The sequence below is a fragment of the Microbacterium sp. CCH5-D1 genome (genome assembly GCF_001557335.1).
Lineage (GTDB): Bacteria > Actinomycetota > Actinomycetes > Actinomycetales > Microbacteriaceae > Microbacterium > Microbacterium oxydans.
In genome coordinates, this window is the sequence record NZ_LSJW01000077.1 from 1 (window position 1) to 17,702 (window position 17,702).

Sequence of the window (17,702 nt, forward strand, 5' to 3'; positions counted from 1 at the left end):
CGGCACTCGTCGGGTTCACGAGTTCGTTCGCGGTGGTGCTGACCGGACTCGACGCCGTCGGGGCGGACGCGGCGCAGGCGGCCAGCGGGCTGCTCGCGGTCAGCCTCATGATGGGTCTCGCATGCGTCGTGCTCGCATGGCGGTATCGGATGCCGATCACCGTCGCCTGGTCCACGCCGGGGGCCGCCCTCCTCGTGGCCACGGGCACGGTCGAAGGCGGCTGGCCTGCCGCGGTCGGTGCGTTCCTGGTCACCGCCGCGCTCATCCTGCTCACGGCGCTGTGGCCCGCACTCGGCGCCCTGATCGCTCGCATCCCTCCGTCCATCGCGCAGGCGATGCTGGCCGGAGTGCTGCTGCCCCTGTGCCTCGCCCCGATCACCGGTCTGGTGGCGAATCCCTGGGGTGTGGTGCCCGTCGTCCTCACCTGGCTGGTGTTCGCGCGGCTCGCCCCGCGCTGGGCCGTGCCGCTCGCGTTCGCCGCTGCGGCCGTGGTGGTCGCGGTGTCCCTGATCGGCGATGGCGCTTCGTTCGATCCGCGTCTGCTGCTGCCGCGCCTCGAATTCACCGCTCCCACGTTCACGGTGGGCGCCCTCGTGGGCCTCGCGCTGCCGTTGTTCATCGTGACGATGGCGTCTCAGAACGTCCCTGGCGTCGCGATCATGCGCAGCTTCGGATACGAGGTGCCGTGGCGCCCGGCCATGCTCGTCACCGGGGTCGGCACGGCGCTCGGTGCGACGGCGGGCGGGCACGCCATCAACCTCGCCGCGATCAGCGCCGCGCTCGCCGCCTCGCCGGACGCCGACCCCGACCCGAAACGGCGGTGGGTCGCCGGGGTCTCGACCGGAGTGTCCTACCTCGTGCTCGCCGTGTTCTCGGCGGCCTTCGCCGCGCTCGTGGTGCTGGCACCTGCCGCCGTCATCCCGGCGGTCGCGGGCCTCGCGCTGTTCGCCGCGTTCGGATCGTCCGTGCAGCAGGCCATCGACGACCCGGGTGAGCGCATCCCCGCCGTGGTGACGTTCCTCGTGGCCGCGTCAGGGATCGCCGTGCTCGGGGTCAGCGCCGCGTTCTGGGCCCTCGTCGCCGGCCTCCTCGTGCGCACGGTGCTGCACACCGCGCGCAACTGACCTCCTCCTCCCCCGCTCGGGTGATCCTGCGGAGTCCGCCATGCGGGGGATGTCCGAGACACGTGTGCTCCGTAGCGTGAGGGTATGACCACAGGAATGCTCGAACTCTCCGGCATCACCAAGAGCTACGGCTCTCGGCGCGTGCTCGATGACGTGTCCTTCACGGTCGCCCCCGGGCGGCTCACGGGCTTCGTCGGCGGCAACGGCGCCGGCAAGACCACCACCATGCGGATCGTGCTGGGGCTGCTGTCGTCGGACGGCGGACGCGTCGATCTGGACGGTGCTCCGTTGACGACCGCCGACCGGCGCCGCTTCGGCTACATGCCCGAGGAGCGCGGCCTCTACCCGAAGATGAAGGTGCTCGAGCAGATCGTCTACCTCGCACGCCTGCACGGCTTCGGCAAGCAGGAGGCGATGGAGCGGGCGACCTCGCTGCTCACGGAACTCGGGCTCGGTGAGCGGCTGAACGACACCATCGAATCTCTGTCGCTCGGCAACCAGCAGCGCGCGCAGATCGCCGCCTCGCTCGTGCACGACCCCGAGGTGCTCATCCTCGACGAGCCGTTCTCCGGCCTGGATCCCCTCGCCGTCGACGTGGTCGCGGGTGTCCTGCAGTCCAGCGCGGCCAAGGGGGCGTCGATCCTGTTCTCCTCCCACCAGCTCGACGTGGTGGAACGGCTGTGCGACGACCTGGTCATCCTCGCCGGTGGCACGATCCGCGCGGCGGGCTCACGCGACGCACTCCGCGCCGAGCACGCGCGCGACCGGTACGAGCTGGTCTCGGCCGGAGACGCCGGGTGGCTGCGCACCGAGCCCGGAGTCACGGTGGTCGACTTCGAGGGCGGCTACGCCCTGTTCGACGCGGACGGCCCTGAGACGGCCCAGCGCGTGCTGCAGTCCGCCGTACAGCGTGGCGATGTCGCCAGCTTCGCCCCCAAGCATCCGTCCCTCGCCCAGATCTTCAAGGAGGTCATCCAGTGAGCACCCCCTCCCCCGTTCGCAGCTCGAACGGCATCTGGCTCGTCGCCGAGCGCGAGATCGGTTCGAAGCTGCGCAGCAAGGCCTTCCTGATCTCCACCGGCATCCTGCTGGTCCTGGCCCTCGCCGGCATCCTGTTCGGCGGGTTCGCGAGCAAGAACACCGAGACCACGCCGATCGCCGCCACCGCGGAGACCGCCTCAGCCGTCTCGGCCATCCCGAACGTCGAGGTCACCACGGTCGCCGACCGGGCCGCAGCCGAACAGCTCGTGCGCGATGACAAGGTCGATGCCGCGGTGATCGAAGGCGACGGACCGTCGGGATACACGATCATCGCGATGCAGGATCCCCCGGGCGAGATCGTCTCAGCCCTGTCGATCGCTCCCGAGATCGTCAGCCTCGAGCCGGCGACCACCAACCCGCTGCTGCGCTACTTCATCGCGATCGCGTTCGGGCTCGTCTTCATGATGGCTGCGGCGACGTTCGGCGGCACGATCGCACAGAGCGTCGTGGAGGAGAAGCAGACCCGCGTGGTCGAGGTGCTGCTCTCGGCGATCCCGGCCCGCACGCTCCTCGCCGGCAAGGTGATCGGCAACACCGTGCTCGCGATGGGGCAGATCCTCGCCCTGGCGGCGGTCGCCACCATCGGTCTGATCGTCACCGGTCAACGGGAGGTGCTCACGACGCTGGGGGCGCCCATCATCTGGTTCGCGATCTTCTTCCTGTTCGGCTTCATCCTGCTGGCGGCGATGTTCGCGGCCGCGGCGTCGATGGTCTCTCGCCAGGAGGACATCGGGTCCACCACGACACCGATCACGATGCTCATCATGGCGCCGTACATCCTGGTCATCGTCTTCAACGACAACCCGCTGGTGCTGACGATCATGTCGTACGTGCCGTTCTCCGCACCGGTCGGCATGCCGATGCGCCTGTTCGTGGGAGAGGCGCAGTGGTGGGAGCCGCTGCTGAGCCTCGTGATCCTGCTGGCGAGCTGCGTGGCGGCGATCGTCATCGGCGCGAAGATCTACGAGAACTCGCTCCTGCGCATGGGCTCCCGCGTCAAGCTCCGCGAGGCGCTGCGGGGTTAGCCCCCTCCCCTGACGCCGAGACCCATCCCGCACGCCGAAACCCACCGTCGCAGACGTCAGCGACGGTGGGTTTCGTTGTGGCCGATGGGTCTCGGCGAAGGGTCAGGTCAGATCACGCCGTCGGCCAGGGTGGTGGGGTTGCCGAAGCGGTGGTTCGTGATCGATACGGCCTGCTCGTGCAGGAACGGAAGCATCTCGACCCGTCCCGCCCCGGTCACGGCGTGCGACCAGACCGCCACATCCGGGCTTCCGCCGAGCGCGTCGTGCAGCGCCGCGGCGTCGCCGCCGACCAGACGCACGCGGTGCCACGAGTTCGCGGCCTTGGCGTAGCGCTTGGTCCACGCCGCGTCCGACTCGTGCTTGACGGTCACGCCGTGCGCGCGCAGGGCCTTCTCGACGCGAGAGGGCAGTGCCGGCGCCGACACTGTGAACGGGCTGCCGCTGCGCAGGGCGGCTGCGAGCACACGGAGGCCATCCACCAGAGGAGCGTCGTCGGCGATGCGCACGTCGACGGCGACGGGACGGTAGCGGAACAGGTTGCGCTCGACCCCGAGGCCGGACTTGTCGCTCACGGCGCCGAACTCATCGATCCAGGCATGCTCGTCGGACGCGGCAGCACGCTGCAGCCACTCGGCCTCGGTCGCGTCCACCTCGGAGGACGCCGCCTCCAGCAGTGCCCGCACGACGGGGACGACGGCCGCACCCGGCGCCGCGGCCGGAAGCTCCGCAGGAGCCCACTCGCCGAGACCGAAGAGGTAGTTCGGGCCACCGGCCTTGGCTCCGGCGCCGACCGCCGAGCGCTTCCAGCCGCCGAACGGCTGACGCTGCACGATCGCCCCGGTGATGCCGCGGTTCACGTAGAGGTTGCCGGCCTCGACACGGTCGAGCCAGGTGGCGACCTCGTCGGAGTCGAGCGAGTGGATGCCGGCCGTGAGACCGTAGTCGACCGCGTTCTGCAGGCGCAGCGCCTCGTCCAGATCCTTGGCGTGCATGATGCCGAGCACCGGGCCGAAGAACTCGGTGAGGTGGAAGTACGACCCCTCGCGCACACCGGTCTTCACGCCGGGCGTCCACTGCTTGCCCTCGTCGTCGAGCTTGCGCGGCTCGACCAGCCAGCGCTCGCCCTTCTCGAGCTTCGTGAGCGCGGTGAGCAGCTTGCCGTTCGCGGGCTCGATGATCGGACCCATCTGCGTGGCCGGGTCGTCGGGCAGGCCGACGCGCATCGAGGTCACCGCATCCACCAGCTGACGCTCGAACCGCTTCGAGTCGGCGACGGATCCGACGAGGATCGCGAGCGACGCGGCGGAGCACTTCTGCCCTGCGTGGCCGAACGCGCTGCGGGCCACGTCGGCGGCCGCGAGATCGAGGTCGGCTGAGGGGGTGACGATGATCGCGTTCTTCCCGCTGGTCTCGGCGAGCAGCGGCAGGTCGGAGCGGAACGAGCGGAACAGCTGCGCCGTCTCATACGCCCCGGTGAGGATCACGCGATCCACCGCGGGGCCGGCGACGAGGCGCGTGCCCAGGTCGCGCGACGCGAGGTCGACGAGCGCGAGCAGGTCCCGAGGCACACCGGCGGCCCACAGTGCCTCGACCATCACGGCGCCACAGCGCTGGGTGAGCTTGGCCGGCTTGATGATCACGGCAGAGCCCGAGGCCAGGCCCGCGAGCACACCGCCGGCGGGGATCGCCACCGGGAAGTTCCAGGGAGGAGTGACCACGGTGACCTTCGACGGCACGAACTCGGCACCGGAGACGGTCTCCAGGTCCTTCGCGCGCTCGGCGTAGTAGTGCGCGAAGTCGATGGCCTCGCTGATCTCGGGGTCGGCTTCGGCAATGGTCTTGCCCGCCTCGTGGGCCATGATCTCGATGAGCTGACCACGGCGCGCGGCGAGCTCGTCGCCGGCGCGGTGCAGCACGGCGGCACGGTCGGCGGCCGGCAGCGCTGCCCACTTCTCGGCGGCGGCGGTCGCTGCGGTGAAGATGCCGTCGAGTTCGGCGTCCGTCTCGACCTTGGCCAGCGCGATGCTGTCCAGACCCAGCGTCGAGCCGACCGAACGGCTCAGGATCTCGCGACCCCAGGCACGGTTCGCCGCGATGGCGGGGTCAGTGTCGGCCTGGTTCGCGAAGCCCGTGGTCGTTCCCACGGGAGCCTCAGCTGTCCGATCCTGCACCCGATGGGCGGCGGGGACGTACTGCGGATCGTCGTTCGCGAGCGCGGCAAGCGAACGCTCGAAGCGCTCCCGCTCCCGGGTGAGGAGCGTGGGGTTGGAGGCCAGTTCGAACACCGCCGACATGAAGTTCTCCGGGCTGGCGTTCTCCTCGAGGCGGCGCACCAGGTACGCGATCGCCACGTCGAACTCCGCCGGGTTCACGACCGGCGTGTAGAGCAGCAGACGGCCGACGTCCTTGCGGACGGCTTCGGCCTGACCTGTCGCCATGCCCAGCAGCATCTCGTACTCGACGAGGGGATCGGCGCCGGTCGGGTCTGCCACCCCGCGGGCCTGTGCGAGCAGCCAGGTGTAGGCGATGTCGAACAGGTTGTGGCCGGCGATGCCGATGCGCACGGCGTCCAGGCGCTCGGGCGTCATCGCCCAGTCGAGCACCCGCTTGTAGTTGGTGTCGGAGTCCTGCTTGGTGCCGTAGGTCGCGAGCGGCCAGCCATGGATCGCGGCGTCGACCTCTTCCATCGCCAGGTTCGCGCCCTTGACCACGCGCACCTTGATCGGCGCTCCGCCCTTCGCACGACGGGCGGCTGCCCACTCCTGCAGGTGCTGCATCGCGCCGAGCGCGTCGGGGAGGTACGCCTGCAGCACGATGCCGGCTTCGAGGTTCTCCAAGCCCGGCTGGTCGAGGATGCTCGTGAAGGCCGCGATCGTCAGGTCGAGGTCGCGGTACTCCTCCATATCGAGGTTGATGAACTTGGCCTTGCCCTTGGCCTCGGCACGCGCGGCGAGCTCGTAGAGCGGGGTGAGCTTCTCCACGACGTCCGCCACGGCCTCGTCGAACGACCACATCGACAGCTGGCTCACGACGCTGGAGACCTTGATCGACACGTAGTCGACGTCGTCGCGGGCCAGGAAGTCACGGGTGCCCTGCAGCCGGTGTCCGGCTTCCCGCTCTCCGAGCACGGCCTCGCCGAGCAGGTTGAGGTTCAGGCGGTTGCCACTCTTGCGCAGCTTCGCGATGGCGGGGCCGAGCTTGGACGGAGTGGCGTCGAGCACGAGGTGCCCGACCATGGCGCGCAGCACGCGGCGCGAGATCGGCACGACAACGCCGGGGAGCTTCGGCGCCCAGAAGCCGCCGGTCTTGATCGCGGCGCGCAGGTATCCGGGCAGCAGCGACGGGGTGATGTCGCTCAGCTCGGCGAGCTTGCGGCCGGCGACGCGCAGGTCTTCCGGGCGCATGACGCCGTCGACGAAGCCGACCGTGAACGCGAGTCCGTTCGGGTCCTTGAGCACCTCGGAGAGGCGCTGGGCGGCCGGCTCGACGGGGTGGGTCTCGCTCTCGGCGAGCCAGCGCTGCACCAGGGCGGCGACGTCTTCGGTGCGGGGGGTGGTGGTGTCGGCGGCGACAGGCATCGGTGGGACCTTCCAAGAGAGCGCACACCGGGATTTCGTGTGCGGCTGGATCATTGTCCTGCCGCTCGGTAGGCTCCGTCTATCAACCGATTTGCGTGGATTCTGTTCAGTTCCACTGAACGATAGGCGCCGAACGAAGGACCCGCCGTGCTCGACGTGAACAGACTGCGGATGCTGGTGGAGCTGTCGCGTCGCGGGACACTGTCGGCCGTCGCCGACGCCCTGTCCTACAGCAAGGCATCGGTGTCGCAGCAGCTCAGTGCGCTGGAGCGCGACGTGGGCGTGCCGCTGCTGCGCCGGGTCGGGCGCGGGGTGCAGTTCACGCCGCAGGGGAACGTGCTCGTCGCCGAGGCCATCGGCATCCTCGACCAGCTCGAGCACGCCCAGGTCGCCGTCGCCGAGTCCCTGACCGAGGTCACGGGCACCGTGCGCATCGCGGTCTTCCAGTCCACGGCACACTCGCTCCTGCCCCGCGGGCTCGAAGCCCTCAAGGAACGTCATCCCGCCCTGCGAGTGGAGGTCACGGAGTCCGACCCGGAGACCGGACTCGTCGGAGTGTCCAGCCGCGACTTCGACCTCATCCTCGCCGAGCAGTACCCGGGCCGCACACGCCCGATCCACGCCGACCTCGACCGGGTGGCGCTCGCACACGACGCGATCGCCCTCGCGCGGCGGCCAGGGACCCCCGCGCACGCCGACGCCGTCGCCGCGCTGTGGTCGACCCGCGACGAACCCTGGGTGCTGGAACCTGCCGGCACCGCGTCGCGCGCCTGGGCGGAGCAGCTGTGCCGCACCGCCGGGTTCGAGCCCGATGTGCGCTTCGAGATCGCCGACCTCACCGCCCACGTGCGGCTGATCCATGCCGGACTCGCAGTGGGACTGCTGCCGGAGCTCGTGTGGGCGGGTGACACCCCGACGGTCGACCTGGCACCGCTGCCGCAGGAGCCTCGGCGCGAGATCTTCTCCTCCGCGAGGCGTGTGTCTGCGGACGCTCCCTCGATCCGCGCCGTGCGCAGCGCACTCGCCGACGCGGCCTCGCACGACCTCGCCGCCTAGCCTCGGGGTCTGCGCCGCCTTCGGCATCCGCGCCGCCTTCGTGAACCCCGGAGTAAAATGTCAGAGGTTACCTCGACATGTCCTCTTCCACTCGCACCCGCTCCGGCCGGAATCCTCCCGCACGGATCCCGCTGAGCACTCTGGCGATCGCGCTGGGCCTCGCCGGCGTCGCGTCGACCTGGTCGGCGGCCACCGCCGTCGCCCCGGTGCCCGCTTCCGTCGCCCCTGCCTTCTGGGGCCTGTCGGCGATGGCGACGATCGGACTGCTCGCCGCGCACACCGTGAGAGGCGTGCGCAGCGGCACACCTCTGCGCGCGCAGCTCCGCGACCCCGTGCAGGCACCGTTCGCCGCGATCCTCCCTCTGGTAGGGATGCTCATCGGCATCCGGCTGCTTCCCTCGCTCCCCGTCGCGGGCTCAACAATCGTGATCGCCTCGATGACCAGCACCGCGGTGTGGGCGGGCTGGCTGGTGAGCACCTGGATGGCCGGCCGGATCGAGCTCGCCGCGATCCACGGCGGGTACATCCTGCCGCCGGTCGCCGGCGGATTCATCACCGCGACCGCCGCGGAGGCACTCGGGCTGCCGGGGCTCGGATGGGCGGCGTTCGGCGTCGGATGCCTCTTCTGGGTCGTGATGACGACGCTCGTGCTCGTGCGCCTGGTCGCCGGCCCCCCGCTGCCGGATGCGCTCACCCCCAGCCTGGCGGTGCTGATGGCCCCGCCGGCCGTCGGCGGACTCGCGCTCTTCGCCCTGACCGACGGCATCGCATCGCCGCTCTCGTTCGCGTTCGCCGGTCTCATGACGCTCCTCGTCGCCGCGCAGGTCGCCACCATCCCGCGTTACCGTCGGCTCCCCTTCACACTCGGCTTCTGGTCGTTCACCTTCCCGGTCGCGGCCGTCGCGACCTACACGATCGCCTGGCTCGACGTCGCCGAGGTGTCGTCCGCCGGCCCCGTGGCCGTGGCGCTCGCGATCGCCGTCACGCTGTTCGTCACCGCGATCGGCATCCGGTCGCTGCGGGATTCGGCCATCGAGGGCATCCGGACGATCCGGGAATATGCATGCACATACATCTGTTGGCTCCCGTGTACCCGGACGAAGGAGTCCGATCCACTCCTTCCGAAAGGCACTTCTGTGAGCACCCCCGTGATCGACCGCACCGCCCCGACCGAGCACCCCGTCCTCGACGTCCTCGCCGGCCGCTGGAGCCCCCGCGCCTTCGACGCGCAGAACTCGATCGACGAGGCCAAGCTCGCGACCGCCCTCGAGGCCGCCCGCTGGAGCCCGTCCGCCAACAACATCCAGCCCTGGCGCTTCATCGTCGCCCGTCGCGGCACTGCACTCCACGCCCAGGTCGTCGACGCCCTGATGGGCTTCAACCAGGCATGGGCCGGCAACGCCGCGGTTCTCGTCGTCGCGATCGCGGAGACCGCCACCGCCGATGGCACCCCCATCACGCACGCACTCTACGACCTCGGCCAGGCGGTCGCGCACTTCTCGGTGCAGGCCCACCACGACGGCCTGCTCGTGCACCAGATGAGCGGCTTCGACCCCGAGGTGGTCCGTGAGTTCGCCGACCTCGAGGCCCGGTTCGTGCCGGTCACGGTCTTCGCCGTCGGCGAGTTCGGCGACATCGAGGCCCTGCCCGAGGTGCTGCAGCAGCGCGAGGTCGCCCCGCGCGTGCGTCGCCCCATCGACGAGACGGTCGTCCTCAGCGCCTGACCGCTCCCGCCGACGCCGTCAACGGGGTCTCCGGTTTGTCCGGGGGCCCCGTTAGCGTGTGCGGATGGATATGCTCCGCATCACCGGCGCACGGACGAACAACCTCCGCGACGTCTCCGTCGACGTCCCCAAGAAGCTGCTGACCGTCTTCACCGGGGTCTCGGGTTCGGGCAAGTCGTCGCTGGTGCTCGACACGATCGCCGCCGAGGCGCAGCGGCTCGTGAACGACTCCTATTCGACGTTCATCCGCTCGCGACTGCCGCAGCTGCCCGCTCCGGACGTGCAGGCGATGGACGGTCTGACGTTCACGGTGCTGATCGACCAACGTCGGTTCACGGGCAACGCGCGCTCGACCGTGGCGACCGCGACCGATCTGGCCTCGCTCGTGCGCCTCGTCTTCTCCCGCGTCGGCGAGCCGTCAGCCGGCTACTCCCCCGCGTACTCGTTCAACGACCCCTCCGGCATGTGCCCGACCTGCGAAGGGCTCGGCACGGTGTACGACATCGACATCGATGAACTGATCGACCCCGAGAAGAACATCGACGAGGGCCCGGTGCGGTTCAGCCTGTTCCGTCCAGGCGTGTACCGCTGGAAACGCTTCGCCTACTGTGGACTGTTCGACCGCGAGAAGCCGCTCAAGGACTACACGGCCGAGGAGATGGACCAATTCCTCTATGCCGACAAGCTCAAGCTCGAGGACCCCGACCCGCGTTTCCCGCAGAGCGCGCGCTTCGACGGGGTCATCACGCGGATGCGCGACGTGTTCCTCAAGCAGCGTCCGGTGAAGATGTCAGCCTCCGTGCGCGAAGAGCTCGACCGACTCGTGACGCATCACACCTGCCCCGACTGCCGCGGCGCGCGCGTGAACGAAGCCGCGAGGGCCAGCCTCATCGCCGGGCGCTCGATCGTGGACTGGATGCGCATGCCGGTCTCCGAGCTGCACGCGCTGCTCGAGGAGTTCGACGACCCACGGGTGGCACCGGCGGTCGAAGGGATCCGTCATGCGCTCGACGCCCTGCTCTCGGTCGGCCTCGGCTACCTCGCGCTCGACCGCGAGTCGGCGACGCTGTCCGGCGGCGAGGCGCAGCGCGTCAAGATCGTGCGACACCTCGGCAGCGCGCTCACCGACGTCACCTACGTGTTCGACGAGCCGAGCACCGGGCTGCACCCCGCCGACATCCAGCGCCTCGTCGCCCTGCTCCAACGACTGCGCGATGCCGGGAACACGATCCTCGTCGTCGAGCATCACCCGCAGGTGATCGCGGTCGCCGACCACATCATCGACCTCGGTCCCGGTGCGGGGTCTGCCGGTGGGCTCGTGCAGTTCGAGGGGACGCCGGCCGAGCTCAGCGCCGGCGACACACTGACGGGGCGCCTGCTCGCCGAGCCGTTGCCGATCCGTCGAGCGACACGGGCACCGTCAGGCCGGATCACGGTGCGGGATGCGCGCTCGCACAACCTGCGAGGTTTCGACGTCGACATCCCGTTGGGCGTGCTCACGGCCGTCACGGGAGTCGCCGGTTCCGGCAAGAGCTCGTTCGCGACCACGGAGCTGCCACGCCAGCACCCGGACTTCACGGTCGTCGGACAGGAACCGCTGCGCGGCGGCGTCCGATCCACGACCCTGAGCATCCTTCGCATCGCCGACACCGTCAGGGCGGTGTTCGCGGATGCCTCCGGCCTCGACCCCTCCTGGTTCAGCTTCAATTCCCGCGGGGCGTGCCCCACCTGTCGCGGCCGCGGCCACATCACGACCGAGCTCGCGTTCCTCGACGACGTGTCCCTCCCCTGCGATGCGTGCGGCGGGCTGCGCTTCAACCCGACCGCTCTGGCCGTGCGGGTCGACGGCGCCACGATCGCCGACGTGCTGGCGGCACCACCGGCCGAGGTCAGCGCCCTCTTCTCCGCCCATGCCGACGTGGTCGAGGCCCTGGCCTGGGTGCAGCGCACCGGACTGGGATACATCCCGGTCGGCCGGTCGCTCGACACGCTGTCCGGCGGGGAGAAGCAGCGTCTGCTGCTGGCCCGCCACCTCAGCGATCCGCACCGCGACCGGGCGGACCGCATCATCCTCGACGAGCCGACCTCCGGCCTGCACCCCTCCGACGTCGACACCATCAACCTCCTCTTCGACGACCTGCTCGAGGAGGGAGCGACGCTGGTGGTCGTGGAGCACAACCTGCGAGTGGTCGCCCGTGCCGATCACATCATCGACATCGGTCCGGGGGCGGGATCCGACGGCGGGAGCCTGATCTTCAGCGGGACGCCGTCCGAGATCGTGCGTGACGACGACTCCCTCACCGGTCGCGCACTCGCCGCGGCCTCCGGTCTGCGCGGCTGAGCCTGCACGAGAGTGCTGAGCCCGCACGTCAAAGCCGAGACCCCACGAGAAGAGGGACCCGCGGATCACCCGCTGGTCCCTCTTCTGTGTCCGAGCGGTTCAGCTCAGTCGTGGCGTGTCAGTCCTCGAGGAGCTCCGCCTCGATCACGTCATCCTCGTCGGAGTCGGAGTCGGCCTCGGGCTCCGGCGTCGTCGAGGTGAGCACGAGGCCCATCCCGTCGGCGGCCACGTCGACGCGAACCGTGTCGCCGTCGTGCACGTTGCCCGAGAGCAGCGCGGTCGCGAGCTTGTTCTGCACCTCGCTCTGGATGAGGCGGCGCAGCGGACGAGCACCGAACATGGGGTCGTACCCGCGCTCGGCGAGCCAGGCCCGCGCATCCGGAGTGACCGCGAGGGTGAGTCGCCGGTCCTTCAGCCGGTCGTGCAGCTGGTCGACCGAGAGCTCCACGATCTGTGCGAGGTCGTCTTCGCTCAGCGCCGAGAACATCACGATGTCGTCGAGGCGGTTCAGGAATTCCGGACGGAACGCCTGCCGCACGAGCGCCATCACCTGGTCGCGTTTCTCATCGGGTGCGAGCACGGGGTCGATGAGGATGGGCGAGCCCAGGTTCGAGGTGAGGATCAGGATCACGTTCGAGAAGTCGACCGTGCGCCCCTGCCCATCGGTCAGCCGACCGTCGTCGAGCACCTGCAGCAGCACGTCGAACACCTCGGGGTGCGCCTTCTCGACCTCGTCGAGCAGGATCACACTGTACGGCCGGCGACGCACGGCCTCGGTCAGCTGACCACCCTGCTCGTAGCCGACGTACCCGGGAGGGGCGCCGACGAGCCGGGACACCGAGTGCTTCTCGCCGTACTCCGACATGTCGATGCGCACCATGGCGTGCTCGTCGTCGAAGAGGAACTCCGCCAGCGCCTTGGCAAGCTCGGTCTTGCCGACACCGGTCGGGCCGAGGAACAGGAACGATCCGGTCGGACGACCGGGGTCGCTGATCCCCGCGCGCGAACGGCGGACGGCGTCGGACACGGCCTTCACGGCGTCCTTCTGCCCGATCAGGCGCTTGCCGAGCTCGTTCTCCAGGTGCAGCAGCTTCTCACTCTCACCCTGCAGCAACCGGCCGACGGGGATGCCGGTCCACGCGGCGATCACGGCCGCGATGTCCTCCTCGGTCACCTGCTCGTTGACCATGCGAGGCTCGCTCGACGCGGTGTCCTCCGCCTGCTCGGCCTCCGCGATGTCGCGCTCCAGGCGCTTGATCGTCTCGTACTCGAGCTTCGAAGCCTTCGTGTAGTCGGCATTGCGCATGGCGAGGTCGCGCTGCGTGATCGCGTCGTCGAGCTGCTTCTTGAGCTCGCCCACCCGGTTCAGACCCTGACGCTCGCGCGCCCAGCGGGCTTCGAGCTCGGCGAGCTGTCGCTCCATGCCGACGAGCTGCTCGCGCAAGGCGCTCAGTCGCTCCTTGGACGCAGCGTCCTTCTCGCGCTTGAGGGCGAGCTCCTCGAGCTTCATCCGGTCGACCTGACGCTTGAGCTGGTCGATCTCGACCGGAGACGAGTCGATCTCCATCTTGAGCCGCGACATCGACTCGTCGATCAGGTCGATCGCCTTGTCGGGCAGCTGACGCGCGGGCAGGTACCGGTTCGACAGGGCCGCAGCAGCAACGAGAGCACTGTCGGAGATGGTCACCCCGTGGTGCGCCTCGTACCGACCCTTGAGGCCGCGGAGGATCGCGATCGTGTCCTCGACCGTGGGCTCACCGACGTAGACCTGCTGGAAGCGGCGCTCGAGCGCTGCGTCCTTCTCGATGAACTCGCGATACTCGTTGAGGGTGGTCGCGCCGATCAACCGCAACTCGCCGCGGGCCAGCATCGGCTTCAGCATGTTGGATGCGGCGACCGAGCCTTCACCGCCACCGGCGCCCATCAGCACGTGCAGCTCATCGATGAACGTGATGACCTGCCCGTCGGACTCGGTGATCTCCTTGAGCACCTGCTTCAGCCGCTCCTCGAACTGGCCGCGGTACATGGCGCCGGCCACGAGGGCGGAGATGTCGAGCGTGACCAGCTCCTTGTCCTTGAGGGACTCGGCGACGTCGCCGGCGACGATGCGCTGGGCGAGGCCTTCGACGACGGCGGTCTTACCGACGCCGGGCTCGCCGATCAGCACGGGGTTGTTCTTCGTGCGTCGGGTGAGCACCTGACTGACCCGACGGATCTCGCTGTCGCGTCCGATCACGGGGTCGAGCTTGCCTTCGCGGGCACGGTCGGTGAGGTTGATGCCGAACTGCTCGAGGGCGGACTGCTGCTCTTGGTTCTGGTTGCCGGTCTGCGGGGTGGTCATGCGCTCCTCCTGGAGTTGCTCCTTCTGGTCGTCTCCCGTCCACCAAGTCGGAGGACGGGATCAAAGTTGAGTCTGATTGACTCAAGTTTAGCACTCGCCGAGATTCTCCTCCAGTCCGTCCGCCTCGTCAGCGCTCCCGTCCGATCGCGTCCCAGATCGCGGACGCGACAGCGCGTTTGGAGCCGGAGACGGTCGCCGCCACCGCACCGCCGGGGCCCAGGATGTGCACGGCATTCTCCGCGCTCTCGAACCCGCGCTCCCAGCCGACCTCGTTCACCACCAGCAGGTCGACACCCTTGCGCTGCTGTTTGCCGCGAGCGCGAGCGAGCAGTTCGGCCTCGTCCTCCGGAGTCTCGGCTGCGAAGCCGACGACGAGCTGACCCGGGCGACGTGCAGAGGCCAGGGCTGCGACGACGTCCTCGTTCTCGATCAGCTCGATGGCGGGTACCCCGCCGCCCTCCTTGGTGAGCTTGCGCTCCGAGACCGCGACCGGTCGGTAGTCGGCGACCGCGGCGGCCATCACGATCACGTCCGACTCTGCGGCCTCACGCTTCATCACCTCTGCGAGCTGGATCGCGGAGCCCACGCCGACGACGCGGATCGACGGATGCCGCACATCGGCGAGCACGTCACCCGAGATGTTCGCCGACACCAGGGTCACCTCGGCTCCGCGAGCGGCCGCCTCCGCGGCGAGCGCCGCACCCTGCCGGCCGCTGGAGCGGTTGCCGAGGAAACGCACGGGATCGATCGGCTCGCGAGTGCCGCCGGCCGAGACCACCACCCGCACGCCGGCGAGGTCACCGGGAGCCAGCAGCGCCTGCGCGGCGGCAAAGATCTCCTCGGGTTCCGACATCCGGCCGGGACCGCTGTCACCACCGGCGAGCTCACCGTCGGCAGGACCCACCAGGTGCACACCGCGCTCCCGCAGGGTCGCGATGTTCGCCTGTGTCGCCCTGTTCCGCCACATCTCGGCGTGCATCGCCGGAGCGATCAGCACCGGGGCCTCGGTCGCGAGCAGGGTGGTCCCCAGGAGATCGTCGGCGAGCCCGGCAGTGATCTTCGCGATCGAGTTCGCGGTCGCCGGCGCCACGATCACGAGGTCGGCCGCCTGACCGAGAGCCACGTGCCGCACCCGTGCCACATCCTCGTGCACGCTCGTTGTCACGGGGTGACGACTGATCGCCTCCCATGTAGGCAGCCCGACGAAGCGCAGCGCATCCGCGGTGGGCACCACGGTCACGTCGTGGCCGCCCTTCGTGAGCAGGCGCACCAGATGCACCGTCTTGTACGCGGCGATGCCGCCTGTGACTCCGACCACGATGTTCACGTCTCGATTCTGCCCCAGCATCCACCGTCGCGGGCCGACGATCGTTCCGCCGACCTAGACTTGATGCCGTGTGCACGGTCGTGATCGATGTCGAGAATGCCGGATCCGCACGACTTCTGGCGGTCCGCGACGAAGACCCGCTGCGGACCTGGGACTCCCTCGGAGCGTGGTGGCCGGACGACTTTCCGGGCGTGGTGGGTATCCGCGACCGCCGAGCGGGCGGCGCGTGGCTGGCCGCGAACCCGGCAGAAGGACGACTCGCCGTGCTGCTGAACCGCGCGGACGTGCGTGACCTCCCCGCAGCTCACGCGGTGTCCCGCGGCGCCCTCGCTCTGGAGTCGGTGACGGGCCGATCGCCGGTCGCACCGCTGCCGATGCACGGCTTCAACCTGCTCGAGGTGGGCCCCGCCGGCGCGAGAGTGCTCTCGTGGGACGGCGTCGAGCTTCGCGAAACACCCATCGAGCCCGGAACGCACATGATCGCGCACGACGATCTCGACGATGCGACGACTCCGCGGATCCAGGCGTGGCTGCCCGAATTCCGCGCCCTGGGTCCGACCGCCGACAGCGACGACTGGACGGCCGAGTGGACGGCCCTGCTCGCATCTTCGACCGCGCTCCCTCCGGAAGACGACAGGGCGATCATCCGCGACAACCGGCCGCACGGCTACCCCACGCAGTCCCTGCTCTACTGCATCGCCGCCGTCACCAAGGACGGGGTCGAGGTGCGCGACGTCGCACTGCCCGCACCGGCGCACTGGTCTGAACACTGAATCCGGCCTGAACACTGACCCTGGCTGAGCAGCGACCCCGGCTGAACACTGAATCCGGCCTGGACACTGAATCCGGCCTGGACACTGAATCCGGCCTGGACACTGAATCCGGCTGCGTGATGGACCCGCCCGGCTCAGGCCGCGGGCACCGCGGATTCCTCGGCACAGGAGAACCGCGCACGGTAGGCGGTGGGGGTCAGCCCGAGCACTCTCGCGAAGTTCTGCCGCAGCACAGCCGCTGAACCGAATCCGCACTCGTCGGCGATGTGCTCGAGCGGCAGGTCGGTGCGCTCCAGCATCCGCTGCGCGTGGATGATGCGCTGACGCGCGAGCCAGGCCGCCGGCGTCGCGCCGTATTCGGCTTTGAACCGGCGGGCGAACGTGCGCGGCGACATGAGGGCCCTGGCCGCCAGCTGGTCGACACCGAGGTCTTCGCGCAGGTGCTCGACAGCCCAGTCGGCGACCGCGGCGAGCGAATCGGTGGGGACGACGGGGATGGGGCGATCGATGAACTGTGCCTGGCCTCCGTCGCGCTGCGGGGGCACGACCATCCGGCGGGCGATGCGGTTGGTGAGCTCGGCACCCACCTCCTGCCGGAGCAGATGCAGGCAGGCGTCGATGCCCGCCGCGGTGCCGGCACTCGTGATGATCTTGCCGTCCTGCACGAACAGCACGTCGGGGTCGATGTCGATCTGCGGATACATGTCGGCCATGACGTGCGCGTACATCCAGTGCGTGGTGGCGCGTCGACCGTCGAGCACCCCGGCAGCGGCAAGGATGAACGATCCACTGCACACGCTCATCACCCACGCGCCGCGGTCGACCGCATGGCGGGCGACGTCGACCAGAAGCGGATCCACGTCGCCCCAGTTCTCCCGGGGAAGAGGGCAGAACACCACGAGGTCGGCTTCGTAGGCGAAGGCCAGATCGTGCTCGACGTTCACCGAGAAGCCGATCTTCGACGTCACGACGCCGGCACGGGGAGCGACGATGCGGAAGTCGAAGTTCGGCACCCCGTCATCGGCGCGGTCGAGGCCGAACGCCTCGCAGGCGACGCCGAACTCGAAGGGCGCGAACCCGTCCTGGATGACACAGGCGACCGTCTTCATACACACTCCCGGTTGGCAGTTTTCATACGTTCAGAGTCTATTCTGCCACTCGTGGCGGTTCGGCATCGAACGTAGCGTTTCTGCCATGATACTCCTCATCGCACTCCTCGCCCTCGCCGCGTGGGCCACGATCGCCACCTTCGTCGAACTGCGCCGCGACGGATACCGTCGCACCCCGACCGACTGGACGCGCCTCGCAGAACGCGATGTCGGGCAGCAGGCCGAGTCGGGGCACGGTTATCGCTGACCAGCACCATGACCGC

The 17,702-nt window shown here is 69.5% G+C and carries 12 protein-coding genes and 1 pseudogene; 9 read left to right on the forward strand and 4 right to left on the reverse strand.

Annotation, left to right across the window (positions count from 1 at the left end):
* From AX744_RS05085 to AX744_RS05095, 3 genes are all read left to right on the forward strand, one after another.
* Positions 1 to 1,124: benzoate/H(+) symporter BenE family transporter (locus tag AX744_RS05085; protein WP_061015595.1), on the forward strand; the 1,124-nt coding region annotated here is incomplete at its 5' end.
* 96 nt (positions 1,125 to 1,220) lie between these two features.
* Positions 1,221 to 2,105, forward strand: coding sequence for an ABC transporter ATP-binding protein (locus AX744_RS05090; RefSeq protein ID WP_058631738.1), 885 nt, complete (start codon positions 1,221 to 1,223; stop codon positions 2,103 to 2,105).
* Positions 2,102 to 3,190: an ABC transporter permease gene (locus AX744_RS05095; RefSeq protein WP_061015597.1), complete on the forward strand. Its 1,089-nt coding sequence runs from the start codon at positions 2,102 to 2,104 to the stop codon at positions 3,188 to 3,190. Before AX744_RS05090 ends, AX744_RS05095 begins: the two co-directional genes overlap by 4 nt.
* A gap of 107 nt (positions 3,191 to 3,297) precedes the next feature.
* On the opposite strand, the gene AX744_RS05100 is transcribed toward AX744_RS05095, so the two are convergent.
* The gene (locus AX744_RS05100; protein ID WP_061015599.1) at positions 3,298 to 6,768 is read right to left on the reverse strand and encodes a proline dehydrogenase family protein; all 3,471 of its coding nucleotides are present in this window, start codon (positions 6,766 to 6,768) and stop codon (positions 3,298 to 3,300) included.
* 147 nt (positions 6,769 to 6,915) lie between these two features.
* On the opposite strand from AX744_RS05100, the gene AX744_RS05105 reads away from it, so the two are divergent.
* From AX744_RS05105 to AX744_RS05115, 4 genes and pseudogenes are all read left to right on the forward strand, one after another.
* Positions 6,916 to 7,824, forward strand: coding sequence for a LysR substrate-binding domain-containing protein (locus AX744_RS05105; protein WP_058631741.1), 909 nt, complete (start codon positions 6,916 to 6,918; stop codon positions 7,822 to 7,824).
* A 77-nt stretch (positions 7,825 to 7,901) separates the two neighbouring features.
* Positions 7,902 to 8,822 (forward strand): annotated as a pseudogene (locus tag AX744_RS20965) (transporter); the annotation flags it as partial.
* Positions 8,823 to 8,960: 138 nt separating this feature from the next.
* Positions 8,961 to 9,548, forward strand: a complete 588-nt coding sequence (locus AX744_RS20970; RefSeq protein WP_058631747.1) for a nitroreductase family protein — start codon at positions 8,961 to 8,963, stop codon at positions 9,546 to 9,548.
* 64 nt (positions 9,549 to 9,612) lie between these two features.
* Positions 9,613 to 11,889 carry an ATP-binding cassette domain-containing protein gene (locus AX744_RS05115; RefSeq protein WP_197429156.1) on the forward strand — a complete coding sequence of 759 codons (2,277 nt, stop codon included), beginning with the start codon at positions 9,613 to 9,615 and terminating at the stop codon, positions 11,887 to 11,889.
* Positions 11,890 to 12,007: 118 nt separating this feature from the next.
* Here AX744_RS05115 and AX744_RS05120 read toward each other — a convergent pair whose 3' ends face one another.
* Positions 12,008 to 14,230, reverse strand: a complete 2,223-nt coding sequence (locus AX744_RS05120; protein ID WP_082738409.1) for an ATP-dependent Clp protease ATP-binding subunit — start codon at positions 14,228 to 14,230, stop codon at positions 12,008 to 12,010.
* Positions 14,231 to 14,357: 127 nt separating this feature from the next.
* Positions 14,358 to 15,557 (reverse strand): bifunctional phosphopantothenoylcysteine decarboxylase/phosphopantothenate--cysteine ligase CoaBC, encoded by a 1,200-nt coding sequence (gene coaBC, locus AX744_RS05125; RefSeq protein ID WP_061015604.1) that lies wholly within the window; start codon positions 15,555 to 15,557, stop codon positions 14,358 to 14,360.
* A 68-nt stretch (positions 15,558 to 15,625) separates the two neighbouring features.
* Between coaBC and AX744_RS05130 the strand changes: the two genes are divergently transcribed.
* Positions 15,626 to 16,330: an NRDE family protein gene (locus AX744_RS05130; RefSeq protein ID WP_061015603.1), complete on the forward strand. Its 705-nt coding sequence runs from the start codon at positions 15,626 to 15,628 to the stop codon at positions 16,328 to 16,330.
* Positions 16,331 to 16,464: 134 nt separating this feature from the next.
* Here the strand turns inward: AX744_RS05130 and AX744_RS05135 are convergent, their stop codons facing one another.
* Positions 16,465 to 17,439 carry a GlxA family transcriptional regulator gene (locus tag AX744_RS05135; protein WP_046748727.1) on the reverse strand — a complete coding sequence of 325 codons (975 nt, stop codon included), beginning with the start codon at positions 17,437 to 17,439 and terminating at the stop codon, positions 16,465 to 16,467.
* A gap of 85 nt (positions 17,440 to 17,524) precedes the next feature.
* Between AX744_RS05135 and AX744_RS20545 the strand changes: the two genes are divergently transcribed.
* Positions 17,525 to 17,686 (forward strand): hypothetical protein, encoded by a 162-nt coding sequence (locus AX744_RS20545; protein ID WP_170224101.1) that lies wholly within the window; start codon positions 17,525 to 17,527, stop codon positions 17,684 to 17,686.
* Positions 17,687 to 17,702: the final 16 nt, after the last annotated feature.